Source organism: Nocardiopsis flavescens (assembly GCF_900141985.1).
GTDB classification, from domain to species: domain Bacteria; phylum Actinomycetota; class Actinomycetes; order Streptosporangiales; family Streptosporangiaceae; genus Nocardiopsis; species Nocardiopsis flavescens.
The window spans coordinates 171,152-185,320 of sequence record NZ_FQZK01000008.1 but is presented as its reverse complement, the minus strand read 5'-3'; the positions used below and the strand labels follow the sequence as shown (position 1 = coordinate 185,320).

General features: G+C 74.6%; 11 protein-coding genes and 3 tRNA genes. 5 read left to right on the top strand and 9 right to left on the bottom strand.

Annotation, left to right across the window (positions count from 1 at the left end):
* The first annotated feature begins 47 nt into the window (after positions 1 to 47).
* The 3 genes from BUE45_RS15395 to BUE45_RS15385 are packed head-to-tail and all read left to right on the top strand — an operon-like array spanning position 48 to position 3,136.
* A complete protein-coding gene (locus BUE45_RS15395) occupies positions 48 to 1,334 on the top strand; it encodes an ABC transporter substrate-binding protein (RefSeq protein WP_073380006.1) in 1,287 nt (428 codons plus the stop codon).
* 3 nt (positions 1,335 to 1,337) lie between these two features.
* Positions 1,338 to 2,258 carry a carbohydrate ABC transporter permease gene (locus tag BUE45_RS15390; protein WP_073380005.1) on the top strand — a complete coding sequence of 307 codons (921 nt, stop codon included), beginning with the start codon at positions 1,338 to 1,340 and terminating at the stop codon, positions 2,256 to 2,258.
* Positions 2,258 to 3,136 carry a carbohydrate ABC transporter permease gene (locus tag BUE45_RS15385; protein WP_073380004.1) on the top strand — a complete coding sequence of 293 codons (879 nt, stop codon included), beginning with the start codon at positions 2,258 to 2,260 and terminating at the stop codon, positions 3,134 to 3,136. The genes BUE45_RS15390 and BUE45_RS15385 overlap by 1 nt, the downstream gene beginning before the upstream one ends.
* A gap of 6 nt (positions 3,137 to 3,142) precedes the next feature.
* Here the strand turns inward: BUE45_RS15385 and BUE45_RS15380 are convergent, their stop codons facing one another.
* The 8 genes from BUE45_RS15380 to BUE45_RS15345 all read right to left on the bottom strand — a co-directional run bounded on the left by BUE45_RS15380 (position 3,143) and on the right by BUE45_RS15345 (position 10,533).
* On the bottom strand, positions 3,143 to 3,823 hold the full coding sequence (locus BUE45_RS15380; RefSeq protein WP_073380003.1) for a GntR family transcriptional regulator: 681 nt from the start codon (positions 3,821 to 3,823) through the stop codon (positions 3,143 to 3,145).
* Between the two features lie 382 nt (positions 3,824 to 4,205).
* Entirely contained in the window at positions 4,206 to 4,943 is a 738-nt protein-coding gene (locus tag BUE45_RS15375; RefSeq protein ID WP_073380002.1) for an SDR family NAD(P)-dependent oxidoreductase, read from the bottom strand.
* A gap of 878 nt (positions 4,944 to 5,821) precedes the next feature.
* Positions 5,822 to 6,823 (bottom strand): phosphatidylinositol-specific phospholipase C, encoded by a 1,002-nt coding sequence (locus tag BUE45_RS15370; RefSeq protein ID WP_245833233.1) that lies wholly within the window; start codon positions 6,821 to 6,823, stop codon positions 5,822 to 5,824.
* 312 nt (positions 6,824 to 7,135) lie between these two features.
* Positions 7,136 to 9,442 (bottom strand): transcriptional regulator, encoded by a 2,307-nt coding sequence (locus BUE45_RS15365; RefSeq protein WP_073380001.1) that lies wholly within the window; start codon positions 9,440 to 9,442, stop codon positions 7,136 to 7,138.
* Position 9,443: 1 nt separating this feature from the next.
* Positions 9,444 to 9,515, bottom strand: a tRNA-Gln gene (locus BUE45_RS15360).
* Positions 9,516 to 9,555: 40 nt separating this feature from the next.
* Positions 9,556 to 9,628 (bottom strand) — tRNA-Arg (locus BUE45_RS15355).
* An 18-nt stretch (positions 9,629 to 9,646) separates the two neighbouring features.
* Positions 9,647 to 9,719, bottom strand: a tRNA-Met gene (locus BUE45_RS15350).
* A gap of 61 nt (positions 9,720 to 9,780) precedes the next feature.
* Entirely contained in the window at positions 9,781 to 10,533 is a 753-nt protein-coding gene (locus BUE45_RS15345) for a hypothetical protein (RefSeq protein WP_245833231.1), read from the bottom strand.
* 1,077 nt (positions 10,534 to 11,610) lie between these two features.
* Between BUE45_RS15345 and BUE45_RS15340 the strand changes: the two genes are divergently transcribed.
* Positions 11,611 to 12,105, top strand: coding sequence for a hypothetical protein (locus BUE45_RS15340; protein ID WP_073380000.1), 495 nt, complete (start codon positions 11,611 to 11,613; stop codon positions 12,103 to 12,105).
* Between the two features lie 259 nt (positions 12,106 to 12,364).
* Here BUE45_RS15340 and BUE45_RS15335 read toward each other — a convergent pair whose 3' ends face one another.
* Positions 12,365 to 13,138: a nucleotidyltransferase domain-containing protein gene (locus BUE45_RS15335; RefSeq protein ID WP_073379999.1), complete on the bottom strand. Its 774-nt coding sequence runs from the start codon at positions 13,136 to 13,138 to the stop codon at positions 12,365 to 12,367.
* Positions 13,139 to 13,368: 230 nt separating this feature from the next.
* Here BUE45_RS15335 and BUE45_RS15330 point away from each other — a divergent pair, with 230 nt between their 5' ends.
* Positions 13,369 to 14,169, top strand: coding sequence for an SAM-dependent methyltransferase (locus tag BUE45_RS15330; RefSeq protein WP_073379998.1), 801 nt, complete (start codon positions 13,369 to 13,371; stop codon positions 14,167 to 14,169).

Genomic DNA, 14,169 nt, shown 5'->3' with positions numbered 1-14,169 from the left:
CTGCACATTCCTCGGAGAGCGACCTCTCCGGCGGCGAAAGGACACTGATGGGAAATCTCGACAGGCGCACCTTCCTGGCGGCGGCCGGGCTGGGGACCCTGGGGGCCACGGGCCTCCTCTCCGCCTGCGGCACCGGGGGTGGGAGCGGTACCACGATCCGCTACGCCTGGTGGGGCAACAACGTCCGCCAGCAGCGCTACACCGAGGCCCTGGAGGAATTCCAGCGGGACAACCCGGAGATCACCGTCCAACCGGAGTTCGCCGAATACACCGCCTTCCAAGAGCGTATGACCACCCAGATGGCGGCCCGGGACGTTCCCGAGATCTTCTGGATCGCGTCTCCCCAGGTCATGACCTACGAGAAGAACGGACTGTACCGCTCCCTCAGCGACATCCCCACCCTCGACCTCTCCGACTTCTCCGACGCCGACATCGAGTCCTTCTCCCTCAACGGCGAGTTCGTGTCCATGCCGCACGGCGTCTTCGTCCCGGTGGTCCGCTACAACGAGACGTTCCTCGAAGAGGACGGCATCGAGCTGCCCGGCGAGGACTGGACCTGGGACGACCTGTCCGAGTTCCTCATCGACTACAGCGCCGAGAACTCCGCCGGGCGCCGCGCCGCCTCCTACAACCCCGACCAGGACATGGCGTTCGAGGCCTGGCTGCGCCAGCGCGGCCAGGACCTGTGGACCGCGGAGGGGGCCATGGGGTTCGACTCCGAGGCCCTCGCCGAGTGGTTCGAGTGGTGGCGTGTCCTCATGGACGCGGGCGCGCTGCTCACGCTCAGCGAGCAGGAGGGCATGCAGCCCGACTGGGCCGCCGTGGGCGGCGACATCCTCCTCAACTTCGGCAGCTCCAACCACATCATCGACGACGCCGCCATGTACCCCGAGAACCGCTTCCGGCTGCGCTCGGCCCCGGTAGCCTCCGACGCCGCGGACGGGCACAAGTTCCTCTACTACCCCCGGCTGGCCGTCTACCAGGGCATCGACGACGCCGACGTGGAGGCCGCGGGCCGCCTCATCGACTTCAACGTCAACAACGCGGACTTCCTGCGCACCGTCGGCCTCACCATGGGCGCCCCGCCCAACCCCCGCCTCCTCACGGAGGCCTACGACTTCGCCTCCGACGACGAGATCGAGATGCTGGCCGTGGTCGAGGCCGACCGCGAGTTCGACCAGCGCCCCCGGCACGAGGCGCCCCCCGGCACCAACACGTGGCGCGAGGCGCTGTCGCGGGTCTCGGAGGGGGTCGCCCTGGGAGAGACCGGGGTCTCGGAGGCGGCCGACGCGCTGATCGCCGAGATCCAGACCGGAATCGACCGAGAGGCCTAGGCCGTGGCGAGAGCAGTGGGGCGCCGCCGACCCTCGGGGGCGCCCGGCCACCGGCGGCAGGGGCGTGCCGCCTACGTCTTCCTCAGCCCCTGGCTCCTGGGCCTGGCCCTGGTGACCGCGGTCCCCCTGGGGGCCTCGCTCTACCTGGCCTTCACCGACTACAACATCCTGAGCACGCCCCGGTTCACCGGGTTCGCCAACTTCGAGCGCATGCTCGGGGACGACCGCTTCTGGGCGGCGGCCTCGGTGACGGCCCGGTACGTGTTCATCTCGGTCCCGCTCCAGCTGGCGTTCGCACTCCTGCTGGCCGTCGTCCTCGACCGCGGGCTGCGGGGCCTGGCGTTCTACCGCGGGGCGTTCTACCTCCCCTCGCTGCTGGGCGCCAGCGTGGCGGTGGCCATCCTGTGGCGTGAGGCCTTCGGCCACAACGGCCTGGTCAACAGCGTGCTCGGCTGGGTGGGCATCGAGGGCCAGAGCTGGCTCCAGAACCCCGCGACGGCGCTGTCCACCCTCATCGTCCTGAACGTGTGGACCTTCGGCTCACCGATGGTGATCTTCCTGGCCGGGCTGCGCCAGGTCCCCGAGGAGCTCTACGAGGCCGCCCGCGTGGACGGGGCCTCCTGGTACCGCCGCTTCCGGCACATCACCGTGCCCATGCTGACGCCGATCATCTTCTTCAACCTGATCCTCCAGACGATCGGCGCCTTCCAGACGTTCACCCAGGCGCACATCATCAGCGGCGGCACGGGCGGCCCCGTCGACTCGACCCTCTTCTACACGCTGTACGTGTACCAGCAGGGGTTCAAGTCCTTCGACATGGGCTACGCCTCGGCACTGGCCTGGGTGCTGCTGCTGGTGATCGGCGGAGTGACCGCGCTCCACTTCTTCCTGTCCAAGTACTGGGTCTTCTACGGAGACGACTGATGGCGAACGCCACCCCCACCGCGGACGCGCGCCGACCGCTGCGGCGCCGCCGCCGGCCCCCGTCCACCCTGATCAGGCACGGCGTCCTGCTGCTCTTCCTGATCGTGATGGTCTACCCGCTGGTCTGGATGGCGGTGAGCGCCTTCAAGCCGGCCCACCTGATCCTGACCGATCCGGGGCTGGTGTCCGACGAGTACACCTTCGAGAACTTCCGGGACGGCTGGCACGCCCTCAACCAGCCCTTCTCGGGGTTCTTCCTCAACTCGCTGGCCGTGACCGTCGGATCCATCGTGGGGAACCTGTTCTCCTGCTCCCTGGCGGCCTACGCGCTGGCCCGGCTGGACTTCCGGGGCAAGCGGCTGTTCTTCGCCATCACCCTGGTGTCGGTGATGCTGCCGATGCACGTCCTGATCATCCCGCAGTACATCTTCTTCTCGCAGCTGGGCTGGGTGAACACCTACCTGCCGCTGCTCATCCCCAAGTTCCTGGCCACCGACGCGTTCTTCGTCTTCCTGATGGTGCAGTTCATCCGGGGCATCCCCCGGGACCTGGACCGGGCGGCGGCCATCGACGGGGCGGGACCCTTCCGGGTCTTCTGGCACATCATCTTCCCGCTGATGCGCCCCGCCCTGGTGACCACGACCATCTTCACGTTCATCTGGACGTGGAACGACTTCTTCACACCGCTGATCTACCTGACCTCCACCGACATGTACACCGTGCCGGTGGCGCTGAACTCGATGGTGAGCTCGGAGAGCCAACAGGGGATCGGGATGCTCTTCGCGATGTCCCTGCTGTCCCTCGCACCGGTGCTGGCGTTCTTCGTCTTCGCCCAGCGCTACCTCATCCGGGGGGTGGCCACCACCGGCCTCAAGTGAGGCCCCCTACCCGGCCGCCTCCGCGGCGTCGGCCTCCAGCCGCGCCAGGAGGCGGTCGCGTGCGTGGTCGAGGTGCTCGGCCAGGTGGACGCGGGCCCGCTCGGGGTCGCGGGCCTCGATGCCGTCGAGGATCGCCGCGTGCTCGTGCGCGATGGTGCTGCCCTGCGTCGAGCGGTGCGCCTGGAAGCGCCCCATGGTCAGGTGCACCTCGCCCATGATCAGCTCGTGCATCCGGTTCAGGCGCCGGCTGCCGGCCCCCGAGACGAGCGCGGTGTGGAAGGCGATGTCGGCGTCCACCTGCCGCTCGAAGTCGCCGTCCCGGGCCGCCGCCTCGATGAGCACCTGGGCCTCGGTCGCCTCGACGGGCACCGATCCGCCGGAGGCCAGGACGGTGACGGCCGCGCTCTCCACGGTGCCCCGGCTGAAGAAGAGGTCCCGGACCTCGTCGGCGTCCAGCTCGGGCACCACCGCGGTCTTGTGGGCGGAGCGCTGGAGCAGGCCGAGCACGGTCAGCCGCTCCAGGCACACCTTGGCGGTGGGGCGTGCGACGTCGTACTCGGTGGCGATGCGCTGCTCGGTGAGTTTCTCGCCCGCGGCGATCTCGCCGTTGATGATGCGTCGACGCAGGGACTGGTAGAGGGCGTCGGTCAGGGACGAGGGGGCGAGAGAGAAGGCCTGTCGATTCACGGATTCATGGTGCCACAGCGGAGTCCCGAAAACATACATCTGTCTAGCCGGTGCACCGGTAAAACAAAAGGTCGATCGCTTTGCCGTGCGTCGGCTGTGACCACTCGCACACGGAAAAGGGCCCGGAACGGCGGAGTCCCGGCCGCGGGAAGCGCGAGCGGGGGACGTGGGAACCGGGCGGAAGCCGGGTGGGGCACCCGGCGGCCGGGGCGCGTAGGGCGGCGGAGCCGGCCTCCGCGTCGGCGGTCCGGTGCGGCGGAACCGTCCCCTGCGGCCCGCACCGGGCGGCGGAAGGCGCACGGGAGCCCGCACGCGGGTCCGCGCCGGGCCGCGTGCGACGTGCGCGGGGCCGCTCCGTCCACGGGGGCCGGGGAGCCCGGACTCAGCGCAGGTGGGAGGCGCCGTTGACGTCGAGCACGGCGCCGGAGGACCACACGGCGGCGGGGGAGGCGAGGTAGTGGACCGCCGCGGCGACCTCCTCGGGGGTCGCGACCCGGCCGAAGGGGCTCTGGGCGCGCACCGCGTCCGACAGGCGCCCGGCCACACGCTCGGTGTCCACGAAACCCGGGGCGACCGAGGCCACCGCGATTCCGTGCGGGGCCAGGGCCACGGCCAGCGACTGGCCGAGGGAGTGCAGGGCGGCCTTGGCCGCGCCGTAGGCGGGGTGGTCGGGTTCGCCCTTGTAGGCGCCGCGCGAGCCGACGTTGACGATCCGGCCGCGCACGCCGCGGTCGATCATGTGCCGGGCCGCGAGGTAGGAGACGTCGGCGGCCCCGAACACGTTCACGTCCATCGTCGCGCGCCAGGCCCGCCGCCACTCCCCGTAGGGGGTGTCGGCGACCGGGTGAGCGATGTTGACGGCGGCGTTGTTGACCACGACGTCGACCCCGCCCAGCAGCTCGACCGCGCGCCCGACCAGGCCGGCGGCGCCGTCGGGGTCTCCCAGGTCCGCGCCGACCAGGGCGTGGCCCGTGCCGGGCAGGGACTCCAGGGTCGCCTCGGCCTCCGCGCGCCGTGTGCCGTAGTGCACGGCGACCCGGTCGCCCGACTCCGCGAAGGCCCGGGCCACCGCCCGGCCGATGCCCCGGGCGGCACCGGTGACCAGGACGCTGCGGCTCATGGGGACCTCTTCACACGGGGGTGGACGACCCCGGCAGGCTACCGGACCGTTCGGACGCGCCCGCGCCCGGTCCGGGCACGCCGGGGGCCGGCCTCCCCGCCCCGGAGGTGCCGGGTTCCGGCGGAGGGGTCCGCCGTGTCGTCCGGGGAGCCGGGGGAGGATGCCCCGTCCACGGGACCGGGCCTCCCTGTCCCGGGGCGCTCGCCCCTGGCGGAAGGGTCCGCTGCGCCGTCCGGAGGCCGGGGAGGGGCCTGTGCCCGGGGCCGGGTGCCCCCGCCCTCGGAAGCCGAGGTCCGGGCCGAACGGGCCCGCCGCCTCGGCCGGTCCGCGTGGGCGGATCCGCGCCCGCCGGGGGCCGGCCTCCTACCGGGGGACCGGCCACCGCCGCGGTGTTCGTCCGGGGTACGGGAGCGGAGCGGCCGGCGCGGCCGATCGCCGCCTCCGGAGGCGGCGATCGGCGGCTGGAGGGGCACCGCCTCCGCCGGTGCGCTCGAACGGCGGGCACCGCGCTCCGGCACCGATCGTGCCCATCCTGTTGCAGTCGTGCGCCCGGTCCGGGCGGCGCGCGGCGGTCGGACCGCCTGACCGGCGTTCCACCGCCCCGCCCCTCATGTACACCGGTGTCCGTGATGTCACCCTGAATAACGGACAGGGAGAGACAAGAGCCACAACCGTCCCGCGTGTCTCACGGGTTTTCCGAAAGCGTTCACGTTCACTCCCTCGCATTCCGTAAGGTGTTCTCCGGGACCCGGGAGTCCCGGCGCGGGGCGGTGTGGACGGACGCCCCGCCCGGGCCCCGGATCCCACCCGGTCCCGCCGGCGCCGACCGTGCCCGAAGGGCGGACGGCGGTAGGCGCCGGCGGACCGGACCCACGGGTTCACCCCGTGTTGCGCGCGAGCACCAGGTCGATCAGCTCCCGGTCGGGGAAGTCCATCACCACGATCCCGGTCCGCTCCGGGGGCGCCTGCCGCAGGTGCGCCACCGCGTACGCGTTGACCCCGCGCGACCCCAGGAACCCCCAGGCCACCTCGCGCGGGTTCGCGAACGGCGCCCCGCTCCCGCTCAGGTGGTTGATGTACAGGGTCCCCGCCGGCCCCGAGGCCGCCTCGTTCAGGTGGGCGCGCACCTTGTCCCACTTGGCGGGGATGTCGAAGAGGGTGGGCACCCGGTAGTCGTCCTGGATGTCCGTCGCCGGGCCGTTCCAGCCGATCCCGTAGTCGCGCGAGGCCGGGAAGTCCTGCACGATGACGATCCGCCCGCGCACCTCGCCCAGGTCCGGGACGTACGCCCCGCCCTGCTGCGCGGGCCGCCACAGGCGCTCGCCGAGGATCTCCCGGGTACCCGGGTCCTCCTCGATGTAGTGGTCGAGGGTCTCCTCGTAGCTGCGGGTGTTCTCCTCCTCGGTGTGCTCCCGCTTCATCCGGATCAGCACCGTCTCGCTGGGGTTGCGCTCCAGGAACGCGCCGATCGCCACGACCACGTCGGTGAAGTTCAGGTGCAGGTACTCGGCGCCGTGGTGGATGGGGAAGGCGTCCCGGTAGTGGCGGGTGCGCACGTCCAGGAAGCGCACACCCGCGTCGAGCTGCTCGGTGATGGTGAGGTCCTGGGTGCGCGACCACACGGTGCCGCGCCAGGCCCCGCTGTCGTGGGTGCCCGGGATGGACAGCTCCGCCAGGCCCGCGCCGTCGGGCAGGGCGCCCATCCACGCGGCGGGCTCGGCGGCGGTCACGGTCTCGGCGGCGGCCGGGGCGGGGGCCATGAGGCCGGGCAGGACGACCAGGGTGATCAGGGCCGACCACAGCAGGGACAGGGGGGCGGGGCGCGGTCCGGCCGGCGCGGGGGCCGGGAGGGGGCGGGCGGGGGCGGACACGGGGGGCATGGGGTTCCTCCGTTCGCGGGGGGCGGACGCGGGGGAGCGCCCGGTTCCGCAACACTGTCACGGCGAAGGCCTCCCCCACACCCCCTATCGCACGAGCGGTGCCCTACCGTTCACGCTCCGGAACCGGACCCCCGTCCCCCCGGGCACCCGGCCGCCCCGAGGGGCGTGTGGGCCGGTCCTGCGGGGCCGGTTCCCGCGGCAGGGCGTCGCCCGTCCTCGTCCCCGAGCCCGGACCCGCTCCCCGGGGCGGCGGCCCGGGGAGCGGCCTCCTGCCCGCGGGCACCGCCCGCCGGCGGATCGGCGCCCCGCCGGTCAGAGCGGCCGGCGGCGGTACAGCGCCTCCGGGGCGATGTCCAGCATCCAGTGGCGCCCCGCCGACCAGCCCAGGAACCGCACCACCCCGTCCGCGTCACGTGCCGGGAGGTGGTCGCCCGCCACCGCCGCGCGCAGCCACACCAGCGCCGGGGCCAGCCTCTCGCGCACGTGGGACGGCGCCTCCAGGGACTCCATCCAGGCCAGCACCTCGCGCTGCTCCCGCACCGGGCACCGCGACAGCAGGAACACCGCCTGGCGCCAGGCGAACGCCGCGTTCTTCACGTGCGCGAGCGCGTCGTACACCCGGGGCAGCGCCCCCAGCAGCCGCACCGCCGTCAGGTGCGCCCGCCGCGCCGCGGCCGCCCACCCGTCCGCCGGACGGGACCCGGCCTCCGCCAGGGCCGCGAGGTTGTGCGTGGTGAGGATCTGCGCCTGCTCGATCACCGTGCCGTTCCCGGCCACCGACGTCGGCGGGTCCCCGGCGCGCTCCAGGCACAGCTCCGCGAAGCCCGGCCCGCCGCGGCCGGGATCCTCCTCCAGCGCGGCCAGCCGGCCGCAGTCGATCCCGTAGTACCGCGCGTACAGGGTCCCCTCCACCGTCCGCGCCGCCCGCCGCGCGGCCCGGGCGAACTTGGGGGAGAAGGCGCCCAGGAAGATGTCGGAGGCCAACTCCTCCACGAACGGGAAGTCCGGCTGGAGCGGCGGCGCCAGTCCCTCGGCGGTGCGGGCCAGCCCGCCGAGTTCGCTCACGAGGGGGTTCGGGGTGAGGGTCCCGGGGAAGTGGGTCAGTACCGTGTCGCCCAGCCGGGTGATGAGGGCGCGCGCGGCCTCCCGGCGCACCCGCGCCGAACCGTGGTGCGCCTCCAGCTCCCGTACCCACGGCAGCTCGCCCCGCCGCACCTGGGATCCCAGGTTCAGCAGCAGCAGCGACCGGCGCCGGGCGAACGCCTCGTGGTGGGCGGCCACCAGCCGCGCCGTCGCCCGGTCGCCGATCGCCGCGGTCTCCGCCGCGGCGGCCAGCGCGGGCACCAGCGAGGCCAGCACCTCGGCGGAGGGGACCACGCCCAGGTTCACCAGGTCCTCCAGCGGTGCGACCACGGCCTTCTCCACCCGGGCGCGCAGCGGGGCGGGGACCGCGGACCCCTCGGCGGCGTCGAAGTCCCGCGCCTCCCCGGCGGTGACGGGGGACAGCGCCGCCGCGGGGTCGGGCACCCCCGAGTTCTCGGGCAGCGCGGACAGCCGCTCGGCGAGCAGCGCGGCCAGCACGTCGTGGGTGGGCAGCGCCGCGTGGGCGGCCTGGCCGGCGCGCAGTGCGCGGTGCCCGGCGGAGCCGGGGACGCCGCGCTTGGCGGTCACGGCGGTCACCGCGTGCCGGAGCAGGCCCCGCCGCCGGGCGCCGAGCACCCCGGTGCCGTCGCCGTCCGGCCCCACGGCCTCGCGCAGCGCGGCCAGCAGGATCGCGGTGTTCTCCTTGGGGCGCCTGTGCTTGGTGCACAGCGTGTGCTCGGCGGCCAGCCGCTCGTACTCGTCGAGCAGGCCGGCGCCGCGCGCGGCCCACCCGTCGGGGCGGTGCGCGTCCACCCCGTCCTCGCCGCGGGTCTCCAGCCAGTGCGACAGCAGCCGGTCGGCGAAGGGGTTCCACACCGCCAGCGCCTCCCGCTGGGCGTTGGGGGCCCCGGGGCCGCGCGAGGCCACCGCCGCCAGGGTCGCCCGCACGTCGCCGACGGACCAGCGGAACACCGAGCCCGGGGGCAGGTCGCGCACGGGGGCCGGCCGCGGGGTGAAGCACAGGACCGCCGCGAAGGGGTCGAGTTCGGCGAGCAGGCGCAGCGCGGCGCCGGTGTCGCCCGCCCGCAGCAGCCGCACCACGGTGAGCAGGGCGCCCTGCTCGGGCTGGTCCAGCGCGTAGCCGCCGCCGTCCAGCAGCGTGCCCAGGTGGCTCAGCCCCTCCTCGGTGAGGTGGTGGGCGTACAGGGCGGCGCGGTCCTCGTCCAGGCCGTGCCGGCGGACGAGGTCCAGCTCGTGCGGGCGCAGCGGGCCCGCCGCGGCGGCCTCTCCGGTGGCGAAGCCGCCGTGTGCGACCTCGGGGGTCACCCAGGCGGGCAGGCCCGGCACGGGGGTGCGCGAGCCGATCGAGAGCCGCCCCGAGGCCATGCCCTCCACGACGCGCCGCCAGCCGGCGGCCCGGCGCTCGGCGGCCTCCCGTACGGCGGGGTCGTCGTGGGCGGCCGCGGTGGCCAGCTCCTTGAGCAGGCGGCCCGCCGGGTACCCGGGGCCCGCGTGCAGGGGGGTGGTGTCGTCCATGCCGGTGCGGCGGGTTCCGCCCCCGCGCCCCCCGGTCCAGAGCCGGGTGCTCTGCTGGCTGAGCTACACACCGTGTGGGCCGACGCGCGCGGTCGGGGGCGCGCGTCAGCCCGCCGGTACGGCGGGTTCCGCCCCCGCGCCCTCCCGGACCGAAGCCGGGCGCTCCACTGACTGAGCCACGTACCGTCGCCCCTGGCGGGGCCGTCGACGTGGCGGGCCCTGCCCCCGCGACCTCCCGGTTATGAGCCGGACGCTCTCCTGACTGAGCTACACGTCGTCGATGGGTGGAACCGTAGCGTTTCGGGGGTGCGGTGGGGAAGCGGTTTTCCGCGGGCCGGTCAGGCCCCGGCCGCCAGTCCGTAGGGGACGGAGAAGCGGGTCGCCAGCTCGAACACCGCTGCCGGGTCCGGCAGCGGGCCCCTGGCCAGCAGCGTCGCCAGGCACGGGCACCAGCGGGCGCGGCCCTGCACGGAGCAGGCCAGCACGCCCAGCAGCCGCAGGGACAGGGCCAGGTCTGCCAGGTGGGGCACCGGGCGCTCCACGGCGGCGCCGGGGGAGAACGCGCGCAGTGCCAGCTGCTCCTGCTTGGCCCGGGCCAGGTCGCGGGCGATGCGGTGCTCGGGGAGGGGGCCCAGGTCGGCGAAGCCGTCCTCGGCGATGCGGTGCAGCGCCCCGGAGGCGGGGGCGGCGGGGGACTCGCAGGCGCGGGCCAGGGCCTCCAGGGCGGGGCAGTTCGCGTGGTGCGAGGGGGAGCAGATCCGCGGCCGGCGCGCGGCCGGCAGCAGGGGGGCGAAGCAGTCCAGCGCGGCGCGGGTGCGGGGGGTGAGCCAGCGGCGGGCGCGCTCGGCGTTGCCCGGGGCGTCCCGGGCGACCGGCCAGCCGTCGGGGAGCAGGGCGCGCAGCAGCGGGCCGCTGCGGCGGGGGACCGCCAGCGGCGCGGGGCGGTGCCGCCAGGGGGCCGTGGCGACCCGGCGGGCCAGCGCGTGCGGGGTGTGGTCGGCGCAGGGCGGGACCAGGCGGGGGCGGCGGCAGCGGCCGCCGTGCAGGGTGGGACCGTCGCAGGGGCGGGCGCGCACGAGGTTCCGGGGCATGTCTTCGAGGATCTCCGACCGCGCCGGGGGCGGCCATGGCCGCGGCGGTGAGGTTCCCGGAACGGAGGGTAAGGGGAGCGCGGTCGCGGTGGAGGGGCTGCCGGGGCGGGTGGTCCGCCAGGGTTCCCAGCGGTATACGGGGGTAATTCCAGAGCGCTCGGATTGCGGAGTTCCCACCCGTTTCGGGGGTCCGGCGGCGTACGGTGGGGCTGTTCGGAGGGAGGACCCGTGGCGGGAGCCGACTGGCGGTGCGGGGTGTGCGCGGCGCTCAACGAGGTCGCGAACCGGGCGTGCCTGGTGTGCGACACCGTCCGCACCGTGACGCGGGACGGGGGACCGGCGGACCTCCTGGCGGAGCCGGCGGGGGCCGACACCTTCCACGCCCCGGCCGCCCCGCGACCGGCCGGGGAGCGGTTGCCCCCGGTCCGTGTGCTGGAGCCCCCCGAACTCCCGCCCCCGGGACCGCGGTCCGCGGCCGTTCCGCCGCACGCTACCGCCGCGGCCCCCCGCGGTGCCGCCGAGACTCCAGGGCTCCGTGAGGGGCCCGGGGTGGGGGGTGCCTCGGAGCCGCGGGGAACAGGCGGTGCGGCCCCGCCCGCCGTCACCGCCTCCGCTCCCGGAAGCGGTGCTCCGGAGGTGTCCGCGACCCCCGGGCCGTATGGTGCGCCTGTCGTCGGTGGTGTCCCCGGGGCTGCCGCGTCTCCGGATACACCCGTGCCCGAGGCCGCTGCCGGGCGTCCGGGTGCTCTTGTGCCGGGTGGTACGCCTGCGCCCGGTGGTGGTGATGGTCGGGGAGCGGGTGGAGCCCCTGAGCCATCCCGAGCAGCCGATGTGCCTGGGGCGCGTGGTGCGCCCGGGGTCGGTGGTGCGAGGACGGGCGGTGTTCCTGCGCCTCCCAGGGCCTTTGCGCCGGGAGGTGCGCCCGGTGCGCCCGGGGCCCGGATGCGAGGGGCCGCGCCTGGAGGGGATGGCGCGCTCGGGGCCGGGGGCGCGTCCGCGCCGGGCGGTGCACGGGGGACGCGTGGTGAGGGCGGTCCCGGCCGGCACCCCGGCGGCCCCGGGGCCATCGCCCCGGGCGTGTCCGGCGAGGCGCCCACGGAGCCGCTGCCGGTCGTCGGCGCCCGGAGCCGGCTGCGCCCGCCGGCCGGGACCGTGCGCGCGCTCGCCCTGGGCGCGGTCGGCCTGACCGCCTTGTCGCTGTGGTGGCTGCTGCCCCGGGACGCCCCCTCGGGGGCGCCGTCCGGACCCCCGCCCCAGCGACCCTGCCCCGAGCGGGTGGCCGCGCTGCTGCCCGGCGCGGCGGAGCCCGGGCCGCTGGTGGAGTCCTACGAGACCCCACGGCACCGGATCGTCCTGTGCGCCGACGGTGCGGGGGACCTCTACTACTTCGGCGAGTTCCTCGACGGCACCGGCGAGCCCATGGTGATCCCGGCCCGCAGGGAGGGGGACGGCTACACGGCCCTGGCCGGGGAGACCCGCTACGAGATCTCCGGGGGGCAGGTGGCCGTCATCGGCGGCGACGGCACCGAACTGGCCCGCCACGACCTCGTCGAGGCCGGGCCCGGGGAGTGAGGCGGCGGAGTGGGGCCGCGGGCGCACCCCTGGGGGCGCGCCCGGCACGCTAGCGGGTCTTGATCAGCGTGGCGATGAGGCCGGCGACGATCATCATCGACAGGCTCACGCACATCAGCACGACGGCGATGGTTCCGATCACGGTTGGGCTTCCTCACGTTCCATGCCGGCACTCGCCCGGCACCTACCTCTACGGTCGGTCAGCCTATCTCGCCCCCGGCGGACCGCCGCGCCGGGTCGGCCGTCGCAACCTGCGCGTTCACCCCCGGTCCCAGGCCGCCCGGTAGGTGTCCACCAGCCACCGGTCGGCCCAGGCGGCGTCCGGCTCCCCGGGCAGGTCGGCGCTCGTGCACAGCGCGGCCAGCCGCGCCTCCAGCTCCCCGGCGCGCTCCAGCGCCCGGGCCCTGGAGTGCTCGCCGCGGCGCAGCGCGCGCAGCCACGCCCGGTCGGGCTCGGGCATCGGCAGGGAGATGCGCCCGGTCTCCATCAGCTCCACGCCCTGCACCCCCAGCCGGACCATGTGGTAGGCGAACTTGGTGTCGAACCCGTACCGCTCCACGAGTTCGGGCCGGTTGGTGTGCCTGCCGCCGCGGGTGCCCTCCATCCGCTCGCGCTGGGCGCGCAGGTACCCCAGGAACCGGTGCCCGGCACGGCGGGAGACGATCCGGTCGGCCCGGGAGCGCAGGTCGCGCCCGGCGCCGGTGATCTCCACGACCTCCTCCTCGGGCACGAACAGCGGCAGCAGCACGGTGGGGTTGCCGTCCAGCGCCAGGCGCATCCACTTGCGCAGCGAGTAGACGGTGAGGTCGAGGTCGCCGTGCCCGGAGCGCTCGTGCTCGCCCTGGGAGCGGTACACGTACTGCTCGAACCCGCGCAGCCCGATCACGTACTCGGCGGGTTCGACGCAGATCCCCATCTCGTCGCGGTCGTGCAGGCCGGGCAGGCCGAGCCCGTGCGCGCCCGAGCCCACCTGGCAGCGCAGGAGGGTGTGCTCGGCGGCGATCGCGGCGAATTCCGGTGATGCGTGCTTCATGGGCGGCTCCCGTCGTCGGACCATCGGCAAACTACCGCTCCGGGGGCGGGGGCCGCCCGCGATTTCCGTACCGGACGCGCCGACGGGAGAGGCGTGTCCGGAATGTGCATTATTTGAAGAAACGGCCTTGAAGGGGCCTCCGGTACTTGCCCGTCGGGCCCGGGAACCGTTTACTGGGCGGCATATCGCGCGAACGGTGTTCCACCGCTCCCGAACCAGGAAGAAGGAACGTGTCCTCCGAGACTCCCCCCAAGATCGACACCACCGTCCCCCACAACGCCCGGATCTGGAACTACTGGCTCGGCGGCAAGGACAACTACCCGGTCGACCGCGAGATGGGCGAGCAGATCCGCTCGTTCTTCCCCGAGATCGTGGACAACGCGGTCGCCGACCGGGCCTTCCTGGTCCGGACCGTCACTTACCTCGCCCGCGAGGAGGGCATCCGCCAGTTCCTCGACATCGGCACCGGCCTGCCCACCCACAACAACACCCACGAGGTGGCGCAGTCCATCGCCCCGGACGCGCGCGTGGTCTACGTCGACAACGACCCCCTGGTGCTCACCCACGCCCGCGCCCTGCTCACCGGGAGCGGCGAGGGCGTGACCGCCTACATCGACGCCGACCTGCGCGACCCCGCGGGCATCCTCGCCAAGGCCGCGCAGACCCTGGACCTGTCGCAGCCGGTCGCGCTGATGCTGCTGGGCGTGGTCAACTTCATCGACGACGCCGCCGAGGTCCGCACCGTCCTGGACACGCTCCTGGAGGCGCTGGCCCCGGGCAGCTTCCTCGTCGTGTCCCACCCGGTGGACGACATCGACCGCGAGCGCGCCCACCAGGTGGCCGCCGCCTGGAACGAGAAGGGCACGCCCAAGCTCACCGTCCGCTCCGGCAAGGACGTCGAGGCCCTGTTCGACGGCCTCGAACTGCTGGAGCCGGGCGTGGTCTCCTGCGCGCTGTGGCGGCCGCTGGAGACCGAGGTCGGCGAGATCCGCCCGGTCGCCGAGTTCGGCGGCGTGGGCCGCAAGAACTGA

What these genes read in the sequence shown, in the direction of transcription:
- BUE45_RS15370 (WP_245833233.1), bottom strand. Translation starts at nt 6,823, where the DNA reads ATGCCCCCCGTGTCCGCCCCCGCCCGCCCCCTCCCGGCCCCCGCGCCG.
- BUE45_RS15335 (WP_073379999.1), bottom strand. Translation starts at nt 13,138, where the DNA reads ATGAAGCACGCATCACCGGAATTCGCCGCGATCGCCGCCGAGCACACC.
- BUE45_RS15365 (WP_073380001.1), bottom strand. Translation starts at nt 9,442, where the DNA reads ATGGACGACACCACCCCCCTGCACGCGGGCCCCGGGTACCCGGCGGGC.
- BUE45_RS15375 (WP_073380002.1), bottom strand. Translation starts at nt 4,943, where the DNA reads ATGAGCCGCAGCGTCCTGGTCACCGGTGCCGCCCGGGGCATCGGCCGG.
- BUE45_RS15395 (WP_073380006.1), top strand. Translation starts at nt 48, where the DNA reads ATGGGAAATCTCGACAGGCGCACCTTCCTGGCGGCGGCCGGGCTGGGG.
- BUE45_RS15345 (WP_245833231.1), bottom strand. Translation starts at nt 10,533, where the DNA reads ATGCCCCGGAACCTCGTGCGCGCCCGCCCCTGCGACGGTCCCACCCTG.
- BUE45_RS15385 (WP_073380004.1), top strand. Translation starts at nt 2,258, where the DNA reads ATGGCGAACGCCACCCCCACCGCGGACGCGCGCCGACCGCTGCGGCGC.